Source organism: Halobacterium sp. DL1 (assembly GCA_000230955.3).
Classification (GTDB): domain Archaea; phylum Halobacteriota; class Halobacteria; order Halobacteriales; family Halobacteriaceae; genus Halobacterium.
The window spans coordinates 511,297-535,361 of record CP007060.1 but is presented as its reverse complement, the minus strand read 5'-3'; the positions used below and the strand labels follow the sequence as shown (position 1 = coordinate 535,361).

General features: G+C 58.1%; 19 protein-coding genes and 1 pseudogene. 5 read left to right on the top strand and 15 right to left on the bottom strand.

Features of this window, described 5'->3' with window-relative positions:
• Positions 1 to 32: 32 nt before the first annotated feature.
• Both HALDL1_04210 and HALDL1_04205 read right to left on the bottom strand, forming a co-directional pair.
• Complete coding sequence (locus HALDL1_04210; GenBank protein ID AHG02899.1) at positions 33 to 2,900, bottom strand: ATPase AAA; 2,868 nt, start codon at positions 2,898 to 2,900, stop codon at positions 33 to 35.
• Positions 2,893 to 5,481 (bottom strand): hypothetical protein, encoded by a 2,589-nt coding sequence (locus tag HALDL1_04205; GenBank protein ID AHG02898.1) that lies wholly within the window; start codon positions 5,479 to 5,481, stop codon positions 2,893 to 2,895. Before HALDL1_04205 ends, HALDL1_04210 begins: the two co-directional genes overlap by 8 nt.
• Before the next feature lie 20 nt (positions 5,482 to 5,501).
• Here HALDL1_04205 and HALDL1_04200 point away from each other — a divergent pair, with 20 nt between their 5' ends.
• Together HALDL1_04200 and HALDL1_04195 are read left to right on the top strand one after the other, a co-directional pair.
• Entirely contained in the window at positions 5,502 to 5,999 is a 498-nt protein-coding gene (locus HALDL1_04200) for a hypothetical protein (GenBank protein ID AHG05144.1), read from the top strand.
• A gap of 208 nt (positions 6,000 to 6,207) precedes the next feature.
• The gene (locus tag HALDL1_04195) at positions 6,208 to 6,726 is read left to right on the top strand and encodes a hypothetical protein (protein ID AHG02897.1); all 519 of its coding nucleotides are present in this window, start codon (positions 6,208 to 6,210) and stop codon (positions 6,724 to 6,726) included.
• Positions 6,727 to 6,883: 157 nt separating this feature from the next.
• Here the strand turns inward: HALDL1_04195 and HALDL1_04190 are convergent, their stop codons facing one another.
• The 5 genes from HALDL1_04190 to HALDL1_04170 form a co-directional block, all read right to left on the bottom strand.
• Positions 6,884 to 8,050 (bottom strand): transposase ISH3, encoded by a 1,167-nt coding sequence (locus tag HALDL1_04190; GenBank protein ID AHG02896.1) that lies wholly within the window; start codon positions 8,048 to 8,050, stop codon positions 6,884 to 6,886.
• A 24-nt stretch (positions 8,051 to 8,074) separates the two neighbouring features.
• Positions 8,075 to 10,156 (bottom strand): transfer complex protein, encoded by a 2,082-nt coding sequence (locus tag HALDL1_04185; GenBank protein AHG02895.1) that lies wholly within the window; start codon positions 10,154 to 10,156, stop codon positions 8,075 to 8,077.
• A complete protein-coding gene (locus tag HALDL1_04180) occupies positions 10,153 to 11,187 on the bottom strand; it encodes a hypothetical protein (protein AHG02894.1) in 1,035 nt (344 codons plus the stop codon). Before HALDL1_04180 ends, HALDL1_04185 begins: the two co-directional genes overlap by 4 nt.
• 12 nt (positions 11,188 to 11,199) lie before the next feature.
• The gene (locus tag HALDL1_04175; GenBank protein ID AHG02893.1) at positions 11,200 to 12,432 is read right to left on the bottom strand and encodes a hypothetical protein; all 1,233 of its coding nucleotides are present in this window, start codon (positions 12,430 to 12,432) and stop codon (positions 11,200 to 11,202) included.
• Between the two features lie 113 nt (positions 12,433 to 12,545).
• Positions 12,546 to 13,130 carry a hypothetical protein gene (locus HALDL1_04170; GenBank protein ID AHG05143.1) on the bottom strand — a complete coding sequence of 195 codons (585 nt, stop codon included), beginning with the start codon at positions 13,128 to 13,130 and terminating at the stop codon, positions 12,546 to 12,548.
• A 331-nt stretch (positions 13,131 to 13,461) separates the two neighbouring features.
• Between HALDL1_04170 and HALDL1_04165 the strand changes: the two genes are divergently transcribed.
• Positions 13,462 to 13,635 carry a hypothetical protein gene (locus HALDL1_04165; protein ID AHG05142.1) on the top strand — a complete coding sequence of 58 codons (174 nt, stop codon included), beginning with the start codon at positions 13,462 to 13,464 and terminating at the stop codon, positions 13,633 to 13,635.
• A gap of 742 nt (positions 13,636 to 14,377) precedes the next feature.
• Here the strand turns inward: HALDL1_04165 and HALDL1_04160 are convergent.
• From HALDL1_04160 to HALDL1_04150, 3 genes are all read right to left on the bottom strand, one after another.
• Positions 14,378 to 14,665, bottom strand: a complete 288-nt coding sequence (locus HALDL1_04160) for a hypothetical protein (protein AHG05141.1) — start codon at positions 14,663 to 14,665, stop codon at positions 14,378 to 14,380.
• 363 nt (positions 14,666 to 15,028) lie between these two features.
• Positions 15,029 to 15,604 (bottom strand): hypothetical protein, encoded by a 576-nt coding sequence (locus HALDL1_04155; protein ID AHG02892.1) that lies wholly within the window; start codon positions 15,602 to 15,604, stop codon positions 15,029 to 15,031.
• Positions 15,601 to 16,029: a hypothetical protein gene (locus tag HALDL1_04150; protein ID AHG02891.1), complete on the bottom strand. Its 429-nt coding sequence runs from the start codon at positions 16,027 to 16,029 to the stop codon at positions 15,601 to 15,603. The genes HALDL1_04155 and HALDL1_04150 overlap by 4 nt, the downstream gene beginning before the upstream one ends.
• A gap of 226 nt (positions 16,030 to 16,255) precedes the next feature.
• On the opposite strand from HALDL1_04150, the gene HALDL1_04145 reads away from it, so the two are divergent.
• Positions 16,256 to 16,651 carry a hypothetical protein gene (locus HALDL1_04145; protein ID AHG05140.1) on the top strand — a complete coding sequence of 132 codons (396 nt, stop codon included), beginning with the start codon at positions 16,256 to 16,258 and terminating at the stop codon, positions 16,649 to 16,651.
• A gap of 223 nt (positions 16,652 to 16,874) precedes the next feature.
• On the opposite strand, the gene HALDL1_04140 is transcribed toward HALDL1_04145, so the two are convergent.
• From HALDL1_04140 to HALDL1_04120, 5 genes and pseudogenes are all read right to left on the bottom strand, one after another.
• Entirely contained in the window at positions 16,875 to 17,306 is a 432-nt protein-coding gene (locus tag HALDL1_04140; GenBank protein AHG05139.1) for a hypothetical protein, read from the bottom strand.
• A 445-nt stretch (positions 17,307 to 17,751) separates the two neighbouring features.
• Positions 17,752 to 19,866: pseudogene (locus tag HALDL1_04135) on the bottom strand (ATP-binding protein).
• A gap of 5 nt (positions 19,867 to 19,871) precedes the next feature.
• Entirely contained in the window at positions 19,872 to 20,219 is a 348-nt protein-coding gene (locus HALDL1_04130; protein ID AHG02890.1) for a nucleotide pyrophosphohydrolase, read from the bottom strand.
• 134 nt (positions 20,220 to 20,353) lie between these two features.
• Positions 20,354 to 21,511, bottom strand: coding sequence for a hypothetical protein (locus HALDL1_04125; protein AHG02889.1), 1,158 nt, complete (start codon positions 21,509 to 21,511; stop codon positions 20,354 to 20,356).
• Positions 21,508 to 22,326: a hypothetical protein gene (locus tag HALDL1_04120; protein AHG05138.1), complete on the bottom strand. Its 819-nt coding sequence runs from the start codon at positions 22,324 to 22,326 to the stop codon at positions 21,508 to 21,510. The genes HALDL1_04125 and HALDL1_04120 overlap by 4 nt, the downstream gene beginning before the upstream one ends.
• A gap of 280 nt (positions 22,327 to 22,606) precedes the next feature.
• On the opposite strand from HALDL1_04120, the gene HALDL1_04115 reads away from it, so the two are divergent.
• The gene (locus HALDL1_04115; GenBank protein AHG02888.1) at positions 22,607 to 23,773 is read left to right on the top strand and encodes a transposase ISH3; all 1,167 of its coding nucleotides are present in this window, start codon (positions 22,607 to 22,609) and stop codon (positions 23,771 to 23,773) included.
• The last annotated feature ends 292 nt before the right edge of the window (positions 23,774 to 24,065 follow it).

Here is a 24,065-nt window from a genome sequence, read left to right as displayed (position 1 = left end):
CTCGGAATATATCCTCGGCCAGAGTCCCGGACTTAGCCAGGACGTTCGATTCTCCCTACTATGTCTTCGAGAACTGCCATCGTCAAGGGCTCAATCGATTGTCGCTCGTCTTGATCCGTGTAGAAGATACTCGCCGAAATCTCGCGGTCGGGATACACGGACTTCGCAACGTGATAGTAGACGCTCAGCTGCTTTCGGTACTCAGGTTCGCCATGACGGCCGCGGTCGGTCTTGTAGTCGACAATCTCCACGGAATCCGGTGTGACGTGAATGAGGTCCACGATGCCTGAGACCGTTACCTGCTCCCCTTCAACAGTCAGGGGAAGCGAAGCGTCCTCCTCTACCAGTAACTCCCCCTCCAGACCATCTAAGAACGCTGCGACGTGGCGTTCGTCCTTGTTCGAGGGTGTCACCTCTTCGCCAAGGGCATATGCTTCAGCGAAGTCGTGGACCTGATTGCCAAACTCGGTTCCGCGACCATCGTCGACGTCCTCGAAGACGTCGTCACGCATCAGCGTATGCGGCGTGTGCCCTACCGGGCCATCAGGCGTCGGGACACTAACATCGAGAGTCGTCTGCTCAGTCTCACTCGCCGTAATCGCACCGGGGTCGGGCGTAACCGACTTGATCTCCACGGGAAGTTCCTCGAGGAATGTATTCGGGTCGTCGCCGGCGGTGAAGATGACGTGGCTCTCGGCGCGCGTGATGGCGACGTACAGCAGTCGGCGTTCCTCGTCGTAGTTCCGGGGGAGACACGCCTGGAGGACGTCGGTGCGCCAGTTATCATAGATGTGGGGGTGGCCGTGGGCGTCCGCTGAATACATCTCGTGTTGGCGTAGCCCGATTGGGTCGTCGTAGGTGATTGTGTTCGCGCCACCGCTGGAGGGCGGGAAGCGCCCACTGTTCATGTTCGCGAGAATGACGATGGGATACTCCAGGCCCTTTGTGGCGTGGATGGTCTGGACGGTCACCGAGTTCGTCCCTGTCCCAGTGTGGACTTCGTGGGTGCTGCCAGCCTCAATGCTGCGTTCGATGAAGCGGATGAGGTCGCCCCGCGTCAGCGTGGTCGTGTCGTGGATGGACTGGATAGTGTGGAGGACGACGTCAGCGGTCGCGCCGTCGTAGCCGTACCGCTGGAAGACGCGCCGAGCAACGGCGCCGAGCGTCTCCATCTCTCGAAGGCTCTCACGGAACGAACGCATACTCTCGGGGTAGTCCCCAGTCTCGAGGATGTTGCCGACCTCGTCGAACGTGTAGCCGGCATCTTCGAGGACGACTGCCCAACCGCGGTCGGCGTCGTCCTCGAGGATACGGAGCCACGCCATGAGGAGTTTCGCCTGGTCGGTGCGGAACAACTCGATACCGCCCTCGTACGCCATCGGGAGGCCGTACTCCTCGGCGGTCTGGAGGAGGTCACGGCCGAAATCACGCGTCCTTGTGACGACCGCGATATCCTCGTACCGGGGCGTCCGGAGCTCACCTTCCTCGTCGTCGTCCTCGGCGCCGTCAATCTGGTAGTTGTCGTTGCCGACGATGTCCTCGATTCTTGCGAGGACTGCCTCGTGCTCGTCTTCGCTCTGCAGCGCTTCGATAGTCGTGTTCTCGTGGGCTGCGTTCGAATCCAGGGAGACGATGCGGTCCCGGACTTCTTCCTCGTTGAGGCTATCGCTGCTCGCGGCAGGCGTGAGGAGTGCGTGCTCGGAGAAGTCGAGGATCTCTTGGGTGGACCGGTAGTTCTCGGTCAACTCGATGGGCGTGACCGAGTCGGTCGGGAAGCCGACTCGCTCGTGGTCGCTGTTGAGTTCCTCGACGAATCGTTCGAGGCGGTCCTCGAAGTGGACGATGTTGTCGACATCGGCGTACTGGAAGCTGTAGATGCTTTGCTTCCAGTCACCGACTACACAGATGTTGTCGGTGTCGGCGAGCAGGAGCGCGAGCTTGAACTGGATCTCACTGGAGTCCTGGAACTCATCGATCATCACGTACTCGAAGGCGACCTCGTCCCTGAGTTGGTGATTCTCGCAGAGCAGGACGTACGCGAACAATTGGAGGAACCCGAAGTTCAGATAGTTCCGCTGTAGGGCGAACTCGAGGTATTCGTGGTAGACGTCGTGGACGAACGCTTTCAGGTGCTCGCGGTCGGCGTGGAACACCTCTCCAGCGAGGTCCTCGGGGACCTGTTTACCGCTGCCACGCACCTCGTGTTTGTCGGGCGCCTCTGGGAGATAGCACGCATTTCGGCCATACTGCCCGAGCTTCGAGCGGAGTTTGGACTGCTTGCTCCCACCATTCCGTGGCTCGTTCACCTCCTCGAACAGCGTCTGGAACGCGTCGAAGTCACCGTCGAGGTGGCGCTCGCCGTCCCGATACCACCCCTCAGAATCGGGGAACACACCCTTGGCGGCCAACTGTTTCACAAGGCTCAGTAGCTCGACGGGATCAGAGACGGCCCGGAAGACATCATCGTACTCACGGTGGTCGTCGCTGAACCGGTTAATGAACTGCTGGAACAACGCCTCCTCGACGAGCTCATCCTCGACCAGTCGAGTCGACCCCGTGATGCGGTCGTCGATACCGAGATGGGTTGGCGCAGCGTGCCCATGCTCTTGGAGGAGGTCATGGCACAGCGAGTGGAACGTCTGAATGGGGGCATCCCCGAGTTCGCGCATCCCGTAGTGGCAGTGCTCGACGATGCGCTCGCGCATCTCCGCGGCCGCATTGTTCGTGAACGTCACCAATAGTACGTCCTTGGGCCTGACGTCGTCCTGCTGGACGATGTTCGCGTACCGCCGGGTAACAGTGAACGTCTTCCCTGTGCCAGCCCCTGCATCAACGCGGTAGATGCCGTCCGTGCTATCGATGAGTTCCTGCTGTCGCGGATTCGGTTCGAGGTCAGTCATGGCGGCCCTCCAAGAGGAGGTCGCGGTTGTCCACATACCGGTAGTTCGGCTCGCCACCAAGGCCGTCGACAGGGAATCGCTCCTCGCCAGCACGGCGCCGATTCAACTCCGAGATACGCTCCTCAACGAATTCTTCAAAGGCGTCGACATCGTCCTCGAAGAAGTTCTGGCCCCCAACGCGTGCGAGTTGCCGGAGCGCCTGCTCACACCCCGACCTGACGTACTTGTACTCGCCAACCACCGACTGCATCTCCTCGATCAGATGGTCAGCGAACTCGGATTCCAACAGCGCGCTTTTGTCTGTCTTCTCCGGGAATGAGACTAATTCGAAGACCCTGCGGTAGTCGTCGTAGGTGGCCTTCGAGAAGGTCTTCTGGCAGTTGTTCGCGCCATCCTCGACCAGCCGGTCGTACGTATCCCGGGACTTCGCGAACGCCGCGAACGACGTCGGATAGTAGGTGACCGTCGTCAGAGCGTCATCGATGGCGGCTTCGCTGGTGATAGCGTTGTCTAGGGGGTCGAGGAAGTGGAAGAAGGTGAAATCCAGTTCCTCGCCGGGATTGACCGAGCGCCAGTGTGCGAGGTACGCCAGCGCCTGGAAGTTCGGACGGTCACTCGGCGGGTCGATGGCCGAACCATTGACCACCTGGGAAGCACGCTTGCGGCCCCCGCTCTTGTGGTCAACGAGTGAGGTGGGGCCACTCACGAGGTCGATTTTGCCCTTCAAGCCGAGGTCGTGGTTCTCGAACCAGCGCTCGGTGAGTGGGGAGTCCACCGGCCGGTCGAAGTGCTCCGCGAACGTATTTGTGCCCCAGCCGCTGGTCGCGGTCAGGAACGAATCATTCTCCGGGAGCGTCTCATCGAGATAGTCGGTAATCATCTCGAGGCCGAAGCGGTACCTCGTACGGCGTGTTGGCTCGTCGACGGACCGCGTGAACGCTCGCGTCTTCTCGACTATGAGGTCGATCGCTGATTCGATTGTGTTGTCGTCGACGGCGTCGGGATGGTTAACGTAGTATTCGGCGAAGTCGTGGAAGAGATTCCCCTGCCGGAAGTACTCCTTGTCGGGCGAATCTACGAGCCGGGAGAAGAAGTGGTCGCGCGGGCTGTTGACGTACGTGCTCAGCGTGGACTGACTGACCGTCTGAACGGACGAGGACTCGACACCCCGAGGTTCTCTGTTGAACTCCTTTTCGCCCGTGCTCCGTCGCGTCGTGTGGTGGATGGCGTCGAGGTCGCTGAATTGGTCGAACTCCTCCTCAAGGAGTTCTTCGAAGTACAGACACGGCGTGATCGGAGACCCGCCTTCGGCGTCTTGGACGAGGTAGTACTGGGTGGCGCCGCTCTGCAGGAGGAGTTGGAACTGCTGGATATTCCGCGTGTACTGGGCGTCTTCGTCCACCCAAGGGCGCTGTGGCGCGCTGTGCGTCCAGTCCTCGTCGAGACCCAGGTGGAAGACGAGTGGCCGGTCTACGTACGCGGCGGATTTCGCGTCCGCCAGGAGCACGCCCTCGTTCTCGCGCTCAACTGGCACTTCGTAGGTCTGCAGATAGAATTCTAACTGGTTGACGGCAGCCTCGGTGACCGGCTGGTCAGCGATGCCAAGCCCGTCCAGTTCATCTCCAAATTCCGGTAGCTCGCAGTTCGCTCGTGTCTCAAAGGCACTCAGCGCCTCTTCGAACGTGTAGTCGGTAATTCCAGTACAGAAATCGACCACCCACGACACTGCATCGTGGTCGAGTTCGTGGAGGCGTTTCTCATCGTGTTCGATACCGGGTGCACAATCGAGGCTAGTGAGGACGGACCGAACTTCTTCGATGCAGGTATCGGTTCCCGCGTGTGCGATGCGAAGCAAACGGAGGAAGGCTCGATGGTCCGGATGGTCGGCGAACCCAGGGCCACCGTAGAAGGGGAGGTCGGCGGCTTCGAGGCCAGATTCGATGAGGGAGGAGTACTCGCTGGCGCTGTCCAGAACTATCGCCACATCTCCAGCGTTCTCTTGGGTGACCGCGTCAATGGCGGTGTCTGCGATCTCCGTCGCGGAGTTGAAGATGTGGAACGACGGATAGTCGAACGATTGGCCGCTGAAAGCGTCGTAGGCGTCGTATTCGTCCGGGAGGATAGACTGCTCGAGAGTAGTGAGCTGGGACTCCCCGACCACAGCCACGTCACGGTCGCCGGAAATCTGGTACTTTGCGAGACGCGACGACGTTGTAACGAGACTCCTGATGTGCTCTAGAGCCTGTCTCGTGGCATCGTCGGCGTAGGTTTCGTACTCGAGAACGGCGTCGAGGTGACCCTGGTGTTCCCAGCACTGGAGGATGTTCCCGATAGCGTAGGCGGCGCGCTTCCAGTTGAGGGACGTCTGTTGGACGAGCTCGAGGAACGCGAGGCGATCCTCGGCTTCCTCGCGACGACCGGCAGCCAGCCGTCGCGGTGTGGTGGCGAACGTTCCGAGGTGGGGGCGTTCGAGGCGGCGGTTCAGGGCGCTAGCGAGCGGCGCGTCAGGGACGACGACCAGCTCGTAGTCGGCGACATCTGCGTAGAGTTGGTCGATTGGCTTCGCGCGCTGAAATGGCACGCTGCGGCCAATGGTTGTCAATGATAAAAGTACCTGGGTTGCACTTGGTAGGGACCACATGTCCAGTCCTTCTCGGCTCTCTCAGCACTGAGAATCTCTTCTCGAGCGTCCGCCGCTATCGTCGTCGCACCGGAAATACGACTATCACCGGTGCGGACTCGGTCGAGAAGGCTAAATCGGCCTTCGAAACGCTGAACGAGACACTGGATGAGTTCGATGCCGAGGAACTCCGGCAGCCAAACGACGCTGTCCATGACCGCCTCGATGATATCGCCAACGCACTCAAGGTCGACCCTGAGGTCGTCACGGAAGCCCACGAGCTCGTCGACATGTACGACGCTGCAATCCTCGGGAGTTCCCGTGGGGATGATGGGGTCGCTGGCACGGCGCTCTATCTCGCCTCTGAATCGCTCACGCAGTCGACCGTGGCTCAGGGGGCAGACGTGAGCATGGTGGCCATCCGGAACATCTTGAAGGAGTTTCGGGAGTCGGTCGATTCCGAGGCCCTCGAAGGGTAGACTGGGGACCCGGTCGCGTGACGCTCGTTAATTGTCGCTCGCGGTACGACGTCACAGTACAGTAGACAGACGATGAGGGTACGCCAGTCCCTCGAGCGCGAACGACGACCTGCGTTACGCAGGGACGCAGTTAGACGCGGAGACAGAGGAATTGTGGTAGCCCCTATCTTCAGTCGATTTAAACCGAGGGCGATTTAACGAGTCGAATGTGTCGCTCGACGAACCGGACGTATTCGAGACAACCTTGGACTACCTCTCCGCTCGGGGATACGAGATACTAGTCCATGTCCCAGGGAGCCACGAAGAAGGCGCAGGGTATGAGTCGATTCTAGAGAGATTCACGACCCATAATATCACCATCCAAAACCGACGTCCCGACATAATCTGTCGGACCCCCACGGGGAAGGTGATCGCCGTAGAAGTTAAAGGAGACAGTGGGATACTGAAGGCGCTCGGGCAAGCACTCGTCTACCAGCAAGGTGCTCATAGGACGTACATTGCTGCTGAATCGAACACCCTGAGCAAGATAGATGAACAAACACAGTTACAGGGTATCGGTGAAATCCGAGTCTCGGAGCAGAAGGAGGTCACCATCAAAGACCCGCCGACGAGCGCTACTCAGGACATCCTCTCTGACGTTGAGGGACAATTACGATACCGCCTGGGCACTCGTAGCTCCGTAGGGAATATAGCTAGAATCAGTACCTCACAAAGCATCCTCGGCTAGCTGTTTCTGCGGCCTGAGTTCTGTGTCGAAGCGGTTGTACTGACGGTCTCGACGAGAGAATTACGGACGGATCGACGGAGAGCTGTCGCTGTCGGCGGCGGTCAGCCGCCGACGCGACAGCGTCGCCACTCACTCCGCTGGCTTGCTCGGTCGGTGGTTAGCGGTGGAATCGGTCGTCAGGTGGCCGATTCGCGGGGACGGCCCGACGCACCGCGAGGGCCGTCCACGCAGCTCGTCGAATCATATTGACGAACTCCTTGTACGGCCACCACCAGAGGCGACGCCCGCCTCGGCGGGGCGTCGCCACATACTCGTAGTGAAGGTACCGCCAGACGTTCTGTAAGAGGAGACTCACCACCACGTACAGCAGCCGTACCGTTGGATCTCGTGTTGTCGTTGTCGCTATCGCTTGCTCAAACAAGCGATAGCTTGACTCGATACCGAAGCGTTTCGAGTAGTGGTATCGAGCGTCCCGTGGTGAGTCGATGAACGGCGCGTCAGCGGCGTAGCCGTGACGCGCCACACCGTTCTCGTCATACTTCCCATTTAGGTACGTACAGTCGATGTAGACGGGAAAATCGACGGTCCAGCTGTGACCGTCGAGTTTCCCCGTCAGATCATGCTGAATGACGCGACTCCATCCTTCCGAGAGCTCTTGCTGAATCGCCTCACCCCACCGGATGATCGGGATCACGTACGCGTAATTGTGCGCCTGAAGCAGCGTGAGACACTTACTGTCGTAGAATCCGCGATCAAGGTAGACGGCCTTGACCCCGGCGTCAAGGCCGTCGAGGACACCGAAGAACTCAGCGAGGACACTACTTGCGGTATCGCCGTCTTTGAGACGGCGTACCGCCAGCGTGTAGCGTTTGTTCTTCACACGCGCGTAGAGTGTGGCATAGGCGTGGAACGCAGTGGTTCCACGCTTCGCTACCGAGTGATAGAGGCCGTCTGTGTCGTCTTCGTCACCGTAGTAGGGCCGCAGGTGGAGGTCTGCGCAGACCTCCACCTGTTCGGGGAGCAATTCATCGAGATCCTTTCGCAGGAGCGTGTTAGCGACTCGTTCGAGCCGTTCCGGCTCGAACTTCGTCCGAAGATGGTAGAGGACCGTGTTCCCAGCGGGTGAGTTCTGGCTCGACGCACAGAGCGTAGAGACAGAGGTCCCGTCGGCGCAAGCGCCGACGAGGACCTCATAGATGTCTTCAGCAGTGATTTCAGCGTTATTGGCTAACGAGAGCGAAACTTCCTCGTCAAGGCGGTTGACGAGAAAGTTAAGAAGCTGGTCCTCGTGGATCTCACCGTCTGCTTGTTTGGTTTTAGACACACCTTCAGCAAGCAGACGTTCTAACTAAGCGGCTTTGTGAAGTACTGAGTCTGGGTTTGAGATAACGGCCGTTTCGTAGTCGCTTGCACGTACTCGAAGTGGGAACCAGCCTTCCCCGTCAATACCAAGTAGAGCTTCGGAGTAGCCGTCTTCGTCGTTCCCGGCTTTCGCTGAGCGGACCCACTCGATTTCGCGGTCATTCAAATCAAACCATTCTGCGAGTTCGCTGGCTTCCTCGTTGACGCGGTGAATGAGCGTCATCGAACAGAGTCGTCCGATCGTCTTCGCTTCGGGTGTGAGTGCGAATTCTCCGCCGGTTTGTGTGAGGAATTGTAGGGAGAGGTCGTAGTGGCGACTGTGTCTGACGGCTGTTTCGAGGAATGAGCGTGCGCCGTCTTCGCTGAGGAGGTAATGGGCTTCGTCGATGACGAACAATACGCGTTTGCTCGATTGTTTCGCGCGCTCATAGACCGCGTTGAATAATACTTGCATCAGGAGGCTCGTCTCACCTCGACTGCGCGCGCCTTCTTCTTGATGCAAATCCAAGTATAGCACGGGCGCATTGAGGTCGAATTCCGTGGGTTGTGCGAGATGGCTGAGGTCGCCGCCCTCGCGGAAGGACGGTCGTAGGTCAGTTAGTAGTGATTGGGCGTCATCGAGGACGTTTTCTTGTTCGCCTTCGGTTACGTACCCGAATCGGCGTGGGTTCTCGAGGAGGGCTTCGAGGACGGTGATGAGGTCGTGGATTGTCGGTGATGCTTGGTCGTGGGTACTGGGGTCCCGGGTGATGCCAGCAGCCTCGTAGGTTTCCTGAATGGCTCGTCGCAGGGTTTGGGTTCGACTCCCCAGGGGGTTCATTGCGACTTCTTGGAAGAATGTCTCGAAGAATCCGAGGACCCATGCGACCTGTTCGGCCCAGGGGTCGAGGTCTGGGACTTCCTCGATGATGTCCGGGGGTGTAGCCTTGGTTTCGAGTGGGTTGAATCCACGGGTGCCCCCGACGGTGATGCGTTCACCACCCAGTGCGTCGTTGACGCTCGCGAATCCTTCGAGTGGGTCGAGCATCACGAGTATCGTATCGGGGTCGTACATGGCTCGGCGTACGAGTTGGAGTTTCGTCGAGAAGGATTTCCCCGCGCCGAGTTGGCCGATGACGAGCATGCAGTACCCAGTTTCGCGCTCGAAACGATCCACAACCAGGGGACTCTCATTGAGTGCGTAGGTTCCGTATTCGATTCCGGGCTCGGAGAACGCACCAGAAACGAAGGGGTACATCGCGCCGAGGGCGCCACCGAGCATCGGTGTCGTCGTATCCATGGACTCGCTGAGTGCATCGACTCCGAGTGGGCTGACTGATTGGAGTGCTGGGAGTTGCTGCCAGCGCGGCATGATTGGTAGGAGGTTCGTTGGTGCACGCCGCGCTGTACTCGAGACAGCGTCCGTCACACCACGGAGGTGTTCGGGGTCGGCTTCGCGGACGCCCAGGTACATTGAGACGTCGAAGGCGCGGGTTGGCGTGTTTCGAAGGACGTCGTAGAGTTCGCGGTAGTCCTCGAAGTCAGCTTGGACGCCCCTGGCGCTTGCGCGGCGTTTCTCATCGAGATATTCGAGGTCGGCTTCGAGGTCCTCGAGTTGGTTTTCGAGCGCGCTCAGTGTGGCCTCGGTTTCACGCGGTTGGATGTGTAGTGAGATGTCTGTTGTGCGTGACTCCGGGCTCGCGTACAAGGCCTCGAAGAGGCCGTCCTGGGGTTCATCGGGGAATTCTCCTACCCAGAGTGTTCGCGCCCAGGACTCCCCCACTTGGACGCTTGTTGGATTGACCTTGATGCCACCGGGGGCAATCGTTCGTTGGTGGCGACGACCACTGAAATCCAGAGGAGTCTCAGAGAATCGTGGTTCAACAGTATACTCGGGGCCGTCGACGTCCGATTCTGCACTCGAACTGTCCTCTTCGCGTTCCGGGATTCGTGTCGCGTCTTCCTCACGGGGGTAGTGTCTTGGTGTGGAGGCTTCCTGGTCGTCGTCTGTCTCGGTGTCGGTTGCTTCGGGAGTGGTTGTGCTCGCAGTGATGGCACGCCAGTTTGAGAGCTTGTCTCGGAGGCTCATTGGCGTCCTCGTGGAGTAATGAGTGGGTTCTCTCGGAGGACACCATCCTCCGTACGTGGGTGGTTGTGGGTTCCCCAGAAGTCGCTGAGGAGGGTGACTGCGGTTTCGGCGTCGACTCGCTTGGTGTGCGTGCCCTCGATGCCTCGTAGTCCGGATGCAATGCTCCGGCAGCGCTCGTCGAGTACGTCGAATGCGATCTCCGTACTCCGGTCTCTATGGTGTGCTCCGTTGAGTACGCGGGCGAACACTCCAATGAGGGGGAGTGCACTCGCTTTCTGGAGGATGGAGTTCGATTCGAACGTGAGTGAGTCCGGGTGGACGGATACGATGACGTAGTGTTCGCGTATCGTCATCTCACGGGAGGCGAGCTCGGTCTCATACCACTCGATATACCCCTCGATGAGCGCGCCAAGGCGTGGGTTCGCGAGCACGTCCGGGTCACTGAGCCTATCCTCGTACGTCGAGAGATACGAATCTACGTCGAAGGCGCGCGTTGTGGAGTAGATCTGGATGGGGTATTCGAGGGTGGTGTTGCAGAAGTCCGCGAACGCGCTCGTGTGGGCCGCCCACTCGCTTGGTGTTGCCAGCGCGAGCAATGGCGCACTCACCTCGACGAGCCCAACGAGGGTGCCGTCCTGGCGCTCTAGGGCGTTCCGGCTGAGGTGGGCGCGTTCGAAGCGCGTCTCCGTGCACGCCAGCTCGAAATCCAGGTCGCGTTCACTGCGATGGAATCCGAGTGCGGCCTGTAGCCATCCGAGACTTGACGTATAGGGGGGAGTAAGTAACACGAACGTGCTCCCTAGGAGGACTCCGACGCCTGCGAGTGGGAGTACCAGCATACTCAGTGTGAACGAATACCCACCTAGCGAGAATCCGAGGCCGGGTGGAATTAGCCATTGGAAGCCGAGCACGACGATAACGCCGGGTGTGAGTGCGACCGCGGCGTCCGTCAGCGTGTAGGACCCAATGAGGTTCGCTTCGGTGTTCAGTGACTTCGGGATGCGCTTGCCTGGGTCAGTGGTTGGTGTCATAATCTCATTCCCCTAGGTGTTCCGCCCGCCCGCATCGTGCCCGGAATCCGATTCACTTCGTCCTCCACTCCCCTTGGTTTGAGTTTGGTCTCGGCGCGCGTCCATCGCTGTAAACGAAATCTCAGCCTGATCCTCCCCACTCGAATTACTGGATTTTCCACTACGAGATTCCGAAGCACTGCCTCGAAGCCGGTCTTGGAAGCTAGAACTGGATGTGCTAATCGTGGAGCCGAGTGAGTGTGCGCGTGACTGACTCGAGTCCAGTACGTACTGTCCACTCCCACTGACTGCGGGCTCACCTCGAGCGCCCGCTCGAGCATTCCGTACGCCCCGGCTAGTGGTTGCGCCGAGGCTTCGCGCACTATCGATGCGTCGGCCGGCGGTCTGTCGTGAAGTGTTCTGGGCCATGCGGCCACCAATGAAGAAGAGTGCGCTCGCCTGCCAAAACAACACGAATGGTGAGAGCACCGCGACGAGTGGGATGACGAGTGCGGTGAGCCATGCTCCGATGCCGCCCATCGTGAGTGAGAAACTTCCTCCGAGGATACCGCCGAGTCGGAACAGGAGGGCGATTGGGAGTGTCATGAATAAGAACGGGATGTAGAATCCTGCGAGCCGGGTCATGAATCTGGAGACGAGTGCGAAGGGGCCGACGCCTGGTACCCAGAGGGCGATGAGGAGTGGCATCATCAACACGAAGAGGTAGAGGGTGACTCGGCGCACGAAGTAGATCACCGCGATCAGCGCGAACAACACGAAATCCACAGTAAGGGAGATGGCGAGTCCGAGCACGCCCATCCCCGAGAACGAGAGCGTCTCGAAGAGTGAGACCGACGAAAGGTCCGGGAGAAGAATCCCAGTGAGTGCGCTGATGAATCGGAGGGAGAACGCGGCGAGCCACCACCACGATAGAATCCCCAAAAGGCCGGCGAAGACACGTTTCTTCAATCGAGTCTGATGGTACCCACTGAACAGGTGGCCCGTCGCTTCCAACATGATCACGAGTCCAACGGAGAGCGCCCATACCAGCAGGGAAATCGGAATGATTGCATCCCAGTAGTATGTGTGGAGGTCAGGCCAGGGCTCGTTCGTCGGTGCGCCAAGAACGGTGTCCGGTCGTGGCGTCGATACGACGACGTCCAGGAGGTCATCGGCGTATTCCTCGATGATGCCCGTGATAGGCTCGAAGAGCACGCGCAGTAGCTCCGTGAGCGCGCCGACAATCGCGTCACGAATTGAGGGCATCTAGAGCACCCCCAGACCGAATCGACATCGGGGACTCCAAGGCTCGAAAACCAGGGTTGGCAGGTATAGAGCGCGAACGTCGTTCTCATTCACTGTACGGGGTTGGGCGTGCATTAGAGGCCTCTCCAGGGCGGCCAGATGCGCCATCCCGTGATTCTATCAATGAGGAATACCCCCAGGAGGAACAGACTCACGGGGAGTACCAGGCCAGAACTAACCCCGAGGATATCGAGGCTGGTTGCCTCAGCGTAGACGCGGTCCCGACTCGCCCCAAAGCCCGGACTTTCCTCGCGGCCTGTGGTCTCTTTGCCGTCTGTGGTGTCTGTGGTGTCCCACCAGGCCTTGGGTTCGAAGCGCGCGGTTATCACGCCGTCCTCACGGGGAATCCGTACTCGGGCGTCTCCCGTTCGTGGAATCCCTACGGGAGCACCCTCGACGGTGAGCGTACCCGCACTACGGGGGAGTGGGTTCCCAGTACGTGTCTCTGTGAGCGTGACGTCGATGAGTGTCTCGGTGGCCGTGTGCTCTACCACGTTGACTTCGAGACTTGTCTCCCGAATCTCGCGTACTGGGAGGCCTGCAGTGTGAATTGGGAGGGATTCGTTCGCGGTGAGCGTCCGGATTCTGCCCTCGAGTTCTGTGGGTGATTCCGAGTGGAGTACGATGTGGTCGGCTCGCGTATAGGCCTCTGTTGGCACTCCAAACGCGGTATTCGCGGGTAGACTCGGGGACTGGACTTCTGGGCCACTAATCGCTTCGAGAGTGAGCCCACCCCATTCCTCCGTTGAGCGTGCGGGTCGTGTGCTTGGGTAGGCGTACGTGTTGAGTGGCTGGACGGGTGGGTGAATGTGCTCGCTTCCTCTCGTGGTTGCTCGCGTGAACGACGTCCAGTTGGGTGGGCGCATGGTGAAGAATTTCCAGCGACTCCGAATCACACCACTTGGTGTTTCAATCGCCGCCCACGGCTCACTGATTTCGAGACTGAAACCCTGCGTGTCGTCAGGGAAGCGTGCCCGCTCACCGACTACGATGGGCGAGGACACTTCGACCTCCTCGCTGGTGCTGACGACGATGGATTCGCGTTGCGTGCTCGTATTCGTCTCCCAGCGAATACAGGCCCCAGTCGAATTCGACGCGATGCATGTCGACTCACGGACTTCAACGAGCGCGGAGATCCGCGTGCTCAGCCCGATGACGTGTTGAGTTGATTGTCTGGTTAAGTCGTCGAGACCAGTATAGGAGAAGCCGGGTCGATGCGTTCTCGTTGTATTCTCGACTGGGACGCCGTTGACGAGGAGTTGTGTCGAATTAATTTCGTGGTTGAGTAGGCGTGCGCTGCGTCGAGTCGTGTTCGTCGCAATTCGTGGAGGGAGGCGAACTCGGTAGTCGATGATTGCCTGGATACGCCCTGAGGGAGGGATGAGTAGGGTTTGGTCGCTGGCTTCGATTACACGCGTTGATGGCGTGATTGCGAAGAGTTCGACGTACGCATCACGAACGTACTGGCCGTGCTCGCGTTCGACGCCCCGGGGGTACAATGATTGCTCGGGGTTTCGGCCAGTGAAGACTTGGTGTTCACCAGTATTCCAGACCTCAACGGCAGGGGGTGGCGCATCGAATGGAATGTCCGTCCGCGACGCGAGCTCCCGCATGTTCTCCTCGAAATCAACGCCCAGCCCACTCACATCCTCATTCCCAGTGTTGTCGGTGTCACCTGACCAGAGCGCGTAGAACGTCTCATTCTCAATCCCGTACCCAGGGTCCGGGACTGGAGCTGGTGCGAAGTTCAGTTCTCCCGTGGTGGGGGATTGATTGATCGTATCCAACCCAGGGGTGTCCGTGTTGGTCGCACTCGGACTGTGGGTGTCTACTTGGCTGGTTGTGGCGTTGGCTGGAGTCGCAGTGACGGTGAGTGCGAGGACGAGGAGTAGGAGTGAGGGATGGCTTAGAAGGTGCAACTTGCGCCACCGGCGACGACGTTATTCAGGAGGAATTGCAGGAGTGCCGTGCCCAGTGGTGCAACCAGAACACCCCAGACGAGGGCTTGATTACGTGTTTCCTTGAGTTCCTTCTTCAGGTCGACGCGACTCACGACTGGTGTCAGGACGGCCGCGCCGAGGGCGACGACGCCACCGACGAGTGGGCCGCCGAACTGGATGAGCGTGAAGACGTTCTTGATGGTTTGCGCGAGACTCGTCTCACAGAACGCCGCCCCAACCTCCTGGGCGAGCACCGGCTGAGAGAATACGATGATTCCGAGGAGGGTGACGACGAGTGAGCGCGTGAGTTGATTCGAATTCAGTACTGGATATGAGTCGTCCTGTGGGGTTGGTGTGTTGTTGGCGGAGTCCATGTGATCGGTAGTGCTTGCTGGCTGCTGGTTCTCGGCCCCTGCCAGATAGGGCACTGGGGGTGAGACCGGCCAGAGTATCACCTCCTCCCTTCTGGCAGTCCAGATTAAGCGTAGCTACCAGATACGAGGCGATACGAACCACCTGCAGACCACTTGCTATTCTAAGTCACGACGGTGAATCACACGGAGTAGGACGATCCTACCCAGTTTCGGTGTTACTGGCCACGGCGATGACGGCCCTCCTCACTCTTCTAGGTGTCTCACTAGCTGAGTGACGTACGGACTGTTGTCCCAGCTTCGATGAGGGCTGATCGCAGTGAGGAGTGTCTTCGCTTCCTTGTTGGTCATGTGGTCGTTTCGGGCGTAGTCGCAGATGAGCCGTGGCGTCGGGACGATCCGTGGCCCCTGAAGCACTGCGTGGATTAGTGGGAAGTTCGTCCCGCCGAACTCGTCGGTCAGAAAGCCGTCGGCGTCAAGCGTGTTTGCAAGAACAATTCCGTCGGTTTCGCCGTCGTCGAGACCGAACGTCGGCCGCGAGTCCGGTGTGTCACTTCGCTCATAGGGATCCTCGACGGTGTAATGGTTGCGAGCTGCGAGGACGTTGTTCGCCGCGGCGCCGTGGATGTCCTGATACTGCGTGAGATCCCGGAGTTCCGTGATGACTTCTGGCGGCACGAACACTGTACAGGAGGTGAGGAGGTACTGGAGTGGGTCCGGGTTGACGTCGGTGTCGTACGCAGCGTCAGTACGGGGTACAGCGAGACTGACCAGTGCGCTGGTGTCAGCAACGACGGTTCGTAGTTGCAGCCGGCCGCTCATTGATCATTGTCGCTGGTGTTGACCGTTCGGGCGTCATCACCGTAGATGTCGATATCGTCGGGTGCATCGAGGTCGAGTGGTTCGTCCTCTAGGTCTGCTTTGAGGAGGCGGAGTCGCTGGGCGGTTTCGGCGCCGACCAGTTGCTTGACGGTCTCAAACCCGAGTTGGTCCTCGTAGTACTTCGTTGCGACCAACTCTTGGAAGGTCTCGCTGTCGGCGGTGTCTTCGATGTATTCCCGGATAGCCTCGACAAGTAGGTCCGTCCGGTCTTTGTCGAAGAGGTCGGCAATCGCATCGAGTCGGTCGACGAGGTACTCTGGGGATTGGAAGTGCACTCGTCGTGGGTCGTCACTCGCGCTCATTCTATGTGCATATTCTGCACACAGGTCGATAATGGTTTCGGCTATTGCACACAACTTGCACATCGCCGCAAAATCGATAACAGGGAGAAGCATCTCAGCCATCGAAAGACTGCACCCCATGAGCCTACGGCGAATAGCGCCTCAAACACTGCTCCAACCCCCATACAGCGAACACGACGCGAAGCAGCCTCCTCCGTATGCAGAACCCTCAATCACGCTAGCAGCTATCGCTGAGCACCAGTGGCGAATCGGAAGAAAGGGGATGACAAGACGCGCTCTCAGAACCCAAGTGGCCAGGGAATTCAGCCGGTCACTTAGGGAGGCTACGTTTGCCAGTGCGGACGCACTCCCAGCACGGGAAGTCCTCGTGGAGGTCAGCGCACGCACACTCCTCACCATCGGTTTCGAGTGCGTCGAATTGAGGGACTGGGGGTCTCCCGCCATCCGTGAGCACCTGCATTTCGCTCGCGGCCTCGAGGACGGGGCGTCGGATTGCTACGCCAACTCGGTGCTTGCATGCGCCCTTGTAGTTCGCATCAGCGGGACACGAACACTTGGTTGGTCGCCCATCTTGGATGGTGATGCGGTACTCGTGCTCACTCGGGTTCGCGTGGCTCGCATTCCGAACGATGATATCGCCCTCGAAGAGGGAGAGTTCGAAGGCCTCGTATTGAGCGCGCTTTAGCACGCGTTTCGATGCAGTGATTCCAAGCCCATGGAGTTCATCTCCTAATGTCATTTTATTCAACGCGACACACAACAGTGCGCCCCGCACCCCGTAGGGGCGAGAAAAAACAAGGCGGACGCACAGTGGGAACTACCAGAATACTATGAACCCCTACGATCACTCCGTTTCGGCTACTCGGATACATCGAGAACGGGATGGCGAAGTCACAGTGAGTACTGCGTTAGGCGCGTGTGGGTTGGTCGGCCCGGCGCACGTGCGAGGTCTGATTCCGGAGTTTCGAGAGGAAGCGCTGGACCAGGAATGTTGTTGCTTGCCGCTCAGTGAAGACGTCTTGGTCAATCATGACGCCAGTGAGTTCGCGGGCGCCAGCGAACCACCCCCGGATATACGCGTCCCCGACTGGCTCACCATCATACCACCGTATCGTACTCACAACCCCATGTCCCCGCCGGGGACTACTGTCTACGCTCCTCGCGAAATCCCCGAAGCCCAGCGCGAACGTCCGATAGGCTTCGATATCGAAGTCGAGGTTGACTACGTAGAGGGCTTCATGCACCTCGTAGTCAAGATGCTCACTGAGAATCCCCTCTAGGGTTACTCGGGTTTCGAGGGGCGTGATATCCACGTCCGCGTACTGAGAGTCCGTCTCCACGAGGGAGACTGACTCCGAGGTTGATTCCTCGAGGAATCGTCCGAAGGCTCGTCGGTTTCCTGTGATTGGTTCAGTCTCCCCGTAGGGTGTTCCGGGGGAGAGTGTGGTTTTGAGGCGGAGATTCAACCCACCCCAGTGCGTGTAGTGGAGGTTGTACAACTCGTCTGGTCGCTCGTAGGCGATGAGTGCTCGATGTCCCATACTAGAGTACGGGAACACCCCTCTTGGATGCCCCCGCACCCCAGAAGGGGGGCGAAAAACCCAGGTAGAAACACCAATTCAGCAAGGGCACTGACGATGACCCCGGAAACCACTATCTGGGGACGAAGAAGTATATGAGTGAACCCTCAATAGTCCCCCCACAATCCGTCTAGGTAGCGTTGAGCCCTATGGGGTTATGTGTTGAACAGTGATCTGTGGTTCCGGCTGAACATCACGCGATCCGTCATTGAGTGTCGGTTGTGAGGTTTTTGATGCGGTTGTTGAGGTAGTCTTGGAGTTGGTCGTCACAGCAGTAGATGTAGCAGCCTTTCATTCCCCTGCTCATCAGGGTCCGATACGTGTTCTTGATGAGCTCGTCTGCTTTCTGGGCGGCTTTCTCGGGCTGTTCGTCGAACATTTTCTTGATACCGAACAGCGAGCGGTCCGTACTCGCTCGTTCCTCGTGGTCAACGACGATCTCGCCATCCCGGTATTTCAGGTCCTCGCCGATGATGACGCCAACGTAATCGAATTCGAGGCCTTGGCAGGTGTGAATGCACCCGACTTCATCGATTGAACCCTCGCCAATCGCCCAGGGATCACTGGAATCGAGATTCCAGCTTCGCTCATACTCCCCAATCTCGATATCAAGCGCATCCGGGTCAGAGCGGCCTTCTTTGTCCCACTCCCAGCAATACCCCGCGACCACCCGCGACAATCGCGTCTCCTCGTTCTTCCGGACGATTGCCTCATGGAGGGCCTGAGGGTCATCATAGACCCGCAAGTCATAGTCGAGGTCGAATCCGCTGGCGTTCGCCGTCTCCCTAATCTCGAGGACGTCATCGAGCCACGCGATATACCCCTGTGAGCCATTACACCGGAACTGGGACTCGAGAGTGAGTTCCTCGATATCCGCGCCCATGTTGCGGGCGTGACGCCGGATCTCTTCTTTCGATCCGATATCATCGATGTGGACGCGCTGGCTTTCATCGATGAAGAATACGCTGAATTTGGCGGCGTTGATGATTTCCATGATCTGGTTTTCACCACGACCGAAGAACGTCGACTCCTCGTTCAACCGATGGGCCTCATCAGCAATCAACGCAGGCAACGTGTTCGAGTCCGTCTCGACGTAACTCCCAGCGCCCGTGAACAGGTGATCGATCTCCTTGACGAGCTTATCCCCGCGCAGTTTTTCTTTATAGACCTCGCGGGGCGCCCGATTCTTCGAGACGTATTGAGCCACGAGGTCGTTCTGAATCAACTCAGATAGAATATTGATTGCCACCACCGTCTTCCCGGTCCCCGGCCCGCCATCGACGATTAGCACGCGCTTTTGGCCATCACGATGCGAGCGCATAGCGAGTTCGACAGCTTTCTCGAAGATGACCTTCTGGGAGTCAATCAGCGTGAACTCGTCCTGGTCTTCGAGCATCGAGAGAAGCGAATCCTGGAGGGATTTCGCCGGCCGCAGCTCCCCCTCATCTAACTCATAGAGGGTCTCACGGTCGTCGCCTGAATCTATCTGGGTTTCCAGGAACGACCGGATTTTCTTCGCGTCACCTCGAACATAGACTGGAGCGCGGTCAGTGTAGGGCTTGTAGTGCTCGCGTTCGAGTTTCCCGCGGTGTTCCTGCTCGAAGTTGTGGAGATACGCAGCAGGCGCGAGGTGAATGGGTTTCTCCTGAATGCGGGTGTTGAAATCCCGTAATAGTTCGGCGTACGAGTTCGCCTGATAACTCGGATGCGTCGTTTCGCGAATGCCGCCTCCGAGAACGGTTTCGACAATCCCATCCTTAGACTCAACCGGCTCAGTGTTGGTCCCGCTCCATTGTTTCAACTCAACAATAGGGCTCTGTAGTTTCGCTAGGCGGCGCTACAATTGGTGAGAAATTGCTCCTGAACTGTCGGTAGATGGACTTATGCTCCGAATAGACCGCAGTCTCTTGATTTTCTCGAAATCCGATTGGAAGAACCGCCGGACAATGCTAAAAATCACGTGGTAAAATAGGGAATATACTGGCCAAAATAGCCCAAATCGACTGCTGTCTAGCGAAACTACAGAGCCAACAATAGCAACGTTCGAATTCCCCTGAGTGTCGTACCCTGAGATCAGGAAGTCGATGCGGCGAGAGGTAAGTGGAATTTTGAATTCAATCGCGACGCCCGCACCATCGGGTACGTCGCTGCCTTGGAGGACTTTGTACATGTACTGGAAGGAGTTCTCCCAGGACCGAACCTCACTCTCGCTCCCGATTCCCAGGCCCTTCGATTCATATCCTGCCTTGATCTCCGGGACCAACCGATCGTCTAGGACGTCGTCTAGGAATCCCGACTTGGTATTCTCGTAGACCAGCATTCTGGCTATTCGTCGTACTTCTTGTTGCTGCCCTTATATTCGTTCTCAGGGTAGCGCTCTCGGTTCGTCTCGAGTTTCTGCTCCAGAGCTGCTTCTAAGTCTATATCGTAGAGATCGGCGTATCGAAGCAAGAAGAACAAGATATCCGCTAACTCTTCCTCAACGTCCTCGCGCTTCCCAGGCTCCTCGAGGAGTTCCGTCTGTTCACTACGGTTCTTGAATCGGAATAACTCCAAGAGTTCACTGGACTCCGTTACTAATCCTATCGCGAGGTCTTTCGGCGTATGGTACTGCCTCCAGTCTCGTCGCTCACAGAAATCCCGCACCTCCACATTCAACTCCTCAAACTGCATACCCCAACCTAAGGAGACACCCATAAAGAACTACGCCAGTTTCAGCCCAGGCAAACCAACAAGGATCTATTGCCGGACCCACGATGAATTCCAGTATCAGGAAAACGAATAGTGGTATGGATGGATCTGGTCTATTAGAGGACGTCTTGGGCGAACTCCATGGTGATGTCCGACCTCCCCTCAATCGCGGCTTCGTCGAGCATACGACTACAGACCGAAAGGACTTGCCGAACGTTCCCTTGGGAACGTTGGAGGATTAGCTCTAAGCTGTCCTCGGTAAATGGGTGAACAGGATTGCTAGGTTCTGTCTTTGTCCGTTCTCTGTCTAAATAGTCTCCAACGAGTTCGTAGAGATTCTCGGCGGTTAGTGGACGGAGGGCGACCTCCTGCCCAATGCGTTCACTGAACGCGTGGTACTCGCTCATGACCTCTTGCCAGACTTCAGGTGCACACCCGAACAGCATACAGAGTCCAGAGCTGTTCTGATCCATGAGATGGCGAATACTGTTCAACGTGGCTTGCTCATTCTTCGGGGAGAGGCGGGCAATACTCTCGAATTCGTCGACGAAGACGAATACGCCTGTGTACCCGAGGTCGAGAAGAAGGTTCTTTAGGGCAGTGAACGCGCGGACGCCCATCGTATCATCGTCGAGAGCGCTGTGGATCTCCATCTCCTTGCGTTGCTCATAGCGAATTCCCTCAGCAGTGAGCCACTGCCAAGCGTAGAGGTTCGTGTCCTCATAGACCATATGGACGATTGCCCGAGCGAAATCCGCGAACTTAGTCACGTCACTCAGCCGCCGAATTGCCTCAGGCACAATCTCTGAGAGAAGAACCTCGCCCTCATCAATGAGCGACTCCATCGTCCTCGCGCTGATCGGGTTCGTGTCTGTAATGTCGCGTGAGACTGCGGCAAGATACTCGTAGGCGAGCGCTTGGAGACGGTTAAATCCGAGATCGTAGATGAACTCATGGTAAATATCAAGGAATCCCTCGCCAGGTTGGGCAACGTAACCGACGATGACGTCGTCGCGGTCGCGAAGCAACGATCGCGTATACTTGAGGGTATGCGACTTCCCGTTCCCATATTTCCCCGTGACTACGAGATGCTTCGACTTCCCTGTCGAGAGCATCGAAGAGACGGTTGAACTAATTTTCTTCGTAACGTGAGGTTGCCCGCAGTATATCCCGGGGTCTTCGGCAGGAACGGGACTGTACGGGAAGGGGTTCGCCTCAAGGCCGTATTGGGAGTAATTCTGCTGTTCGTCAGTAATGGTGAATGCATCGCTCATGAGGAATCCTCGATCGTGAAGGTAATTTCGCGGTCGTGAACTGCGAGGTAGTAGTACTGTTTGCCGAACTGTTCGACACCCGCCATAACTTGTTGACTGGACTGTGATGTGGAGACGAGACCATCGTCGTCTGCGAGCGCAATTTGCTTGATGCCAAGCGCGGCGTCCTTCGCTCCTGTATCCATCGGTGCACCCGAGAGTTCGAGTTTCCCGACGTTTTGCTGGCAGAGCGTGAGCAGCGCTTCGTTGAACGACTCGCGAGTACAGCCGAGCCTCTCGCACGTCGTCTCTCGGAGTCGCGGGATAGAGAGGTAGCGCTGACGGAGGTCGACGCCAGCGGTCTCCTCAAGGCCGTCATAGACGTTTAGCAGGACGAAGTGGAAGTTGCTCGGAATCGGTGTTTTCGAGGCTGGGTAGTAGCTTCCCGTAAAGGCGTTACGCTGGACGCGACCGAGGCGCTCAGCCCAGTCGCCAACGACCTCAACGCCGGTTTGGTTGAACGAATAAGGAGTGAACTCCTGTTCGGTCTCTAATTTCTCGAGAAGTGTGTCAAGGTCAGCGTGCTCGAGATTGTCTACGGCGTCGATGAACGCCCTGTAGTGAGGGCTTCGGGTACCGAGTATCTGACTAGCCTTCCGCCAGTTCTCTGCTCGAATTTCGTTGAGGAAGGAGACGCCGATGTCGGTTGTTGCATAGACTGGTTCGTCCCCGGTTTCCTCTTCTGAGAGGAGGTTGATTCGGACTGCCTCAAGGATCGTTTCGCGTGCGCGGCGATGGCTAACGTCAAGGGTGTCTTCCAGGCTCTCTGTCGTCATCGATTCATCCTTACAGGCGTGCGTGAGTTCGACAAGCCGACTAAGGGTGACGGGTCGGACAGTCGCTCGTTCGTCGCTCACGTAAGCCTCCGGACTTGCTGTTTCGCGGTCTCATACGCACGCTGTGTAACGTCGTTCCCTTGGAAGCGTAGATCGAGGTATTCCTCAATATCGCGGCCGGATTCTGCAACGTAGCGGAATCGTCGGAGTTCGGTTGCTAGTGCCCAGAGGTTCAGTACTTCACAAAGCCGCTTAGTTAGAACGTCTGCTTGCTGAAGGTGTGTCTAAAACCAAACAAGCAGACGGTGAGATCCACGAGGACCAGCTTCTTAACTTTCTCGTCAACCGCCTTGACGAGGAAGTTTCGCTCTCGTTAGCCAATAACGCTGAAATCACTGCTGAAGACATCTATGAGGTCCTCGTCGGCGCTTGCGCCGACGGGACCTCTGTCTCTACGCTCTGTGCGTCGAGCCAGAACTCACCCGCTGGGAACACGGTCCTCTACCATCTTCGGACGAAGTTCGAGCCGGAACGGCTCGAACGAGTCGCTAACACGCTCCTGCGAAAGGATCTCGATGAATTGCTCCCCGAACAGGTGGAGGTCTGCGCAGACCTCCACCTGCGGCCCTACTACGGTGACGAAGACGACACAGACGGCCTCTATCACTCGGTAGCGAAGCGTGGAACCACTGCGTTCCACGCCTATGCCACACTCTACGCGCGTGTGAAGAACAAACGCTACACGCTGGCGGTACGCCGTCTCAAAGACGGCGATACCGCAAGTAGTGTCCTCGCTGAGTTCTTCGGTGTCCTCGACGGCCTTGACGCCGGGGTCAAGGCCGTCTACCTTGATCGCGGATTCTACGACAGTAAGTGTCTCACGCTGCTTCAGGCGCACAATTACGCGTACGTGATCCCGATCATCCGGTGGGGTGAGGCGATTCAGCAAGAGCTCTCGGAAGGATGGAGTCGCGTCATTCAGCATGATCTGACGGGGAAACTCGACGGTCACAGCTGGACCGTCGATTTTCCCGTCTACATCGACTGTACGTACCTAAATGGGAAGTATGACGAGAACGGTGTGGCGCGTCACGGCTACGCCGCTGACGCGCCGTTCATCGACTCACCACGGGACGCTCGATACCACTACTCGAAACGCTTCGGTATCGAGTCAAGCTATCGCTTGTTTGAGCAAGCGATAGCGACAACGACAACACGAGATCCAACGGTACGGCTGCTGTACGTGGTGGTGAGTCTCCTCTTACAGAACGTCTGGCGGTACCTTCACTACGAGTATGTGGCGACGCCCCGCCGAGGCGGGCGTCGCCTCTGGTGGTGGCCGTACAAGGAGTTCGTCAATATGATTCGACGAGCTGCGTGGACGGCCCTCGCGGTGCGTCGGGCCGTCCCCGCGAATCGGCCACCTGACGACCGATTCCACCGCTAACCACCGACCGAGCAAGCCAGCGGAGTGAGTGGCGACGCTGTCGCGTCGGCGGCTGACCGCCGCCGACAGCGACAGCTCTCCGTCGATCCGTCCGTAATTCTCTCGTCGAGACCGTCAGTACAACCGCTTCGACACAGAACTCAGGCCGCAGAAACAGCTAGCCGAGGATGCTTTGTGAGGTACTGAGTATGGGCGAGGTTCAGTGACTCGAATGACCTCTTCGTGCGCTCTGGAAAATGATGATACACCAAAATTTCGCGTAGCCCCCTGGCCCACGTACACCGGGGAGTCT

What these genes read in the sequence shown, in the direction of transcription:
- HALDL1_04200 (AHG05144.1), top strand. Translation starts at nt 5,502, where the DNA reads ATGATAAAAGTACCTGGGTTGCACTTGGTAGGGACCACATGTCCAGTC.
- HALDL1_04185 (AHG02895.1), bottom strand. Translation starts at nt 10,156, where the DNA reads ATGAGCCTCCGAGACAAGCTCTCAAACTGGCGTGCCATCACTGCGAGC.
- HALDL1_04150 (AHG02891.1), bottom strand. Translation starts at nt 16,029, where the DNA reads ATGTGCAAGTTGTGTGCAATAGCCGAAACCATTATCGACCTGTGTGCA.
- HALDL1_04130 (AHG02890.1), bottom strand. Translation starts at nt 20,219, where the DNA reads ATGCAGTTTGAGGAGTTGAATGTGGAGGTGCGGGATTTCTGTGAGCGA.
- HALDL1_04210 (AHG02899.1), bottom strand. Translation starts at nt 2,900, where the DNA reads ATGACTGACCTCGAACCGAATCCGCGACAGCAGGAACTCATCGATAGC.
- HALDL1_04180 (AHG02894.1), bottom strand. Translation starts at nt 11,187, where the DNA reads ATGACACCAACCACTGACCCAGGCAAGCGCATCCCGAAGTCACTGAAC.
- HALDL1_04155 (AHG02892.1), bottom strand. Translation starts at nt 15,604, where the DNA reads ATGAGCGGCCGGCTGCAACTACGAACCGTCGTTGCTGACACCAGCGCA.
- HALDL1_04125 (AHG02889.1), bottom strand. Translation starts at nt 21,511, where the DNA reads ATGAGCGATGCATTCACCATTACTGACGAACAGCAGAATTACTCCCAA.
- HALDL1_04120 (AHG05138.1), bottom strand. Translation starts at nt 22,326, where the DNA reads ATGACGACAGAGAGCCTGGAAGACACCCTTGACGTTAGCCATCGCCGC.
- HALDL1_04165 (AHG05142.1), top strand. Translation starts at nt 13,462, where the DNA reads ATGGGCGAGGACACTTCGACCTCCTCGCTGGTGCTGACGACGATGGAT.
- HALDL1_04175 (AHG02893.1), bottom strand. Translation starts at nt 12,432, where the DNA reads ATGCCCTCAATTCGTGACGCGATTGTCGGCGCGCTCACGGAGCTACTG.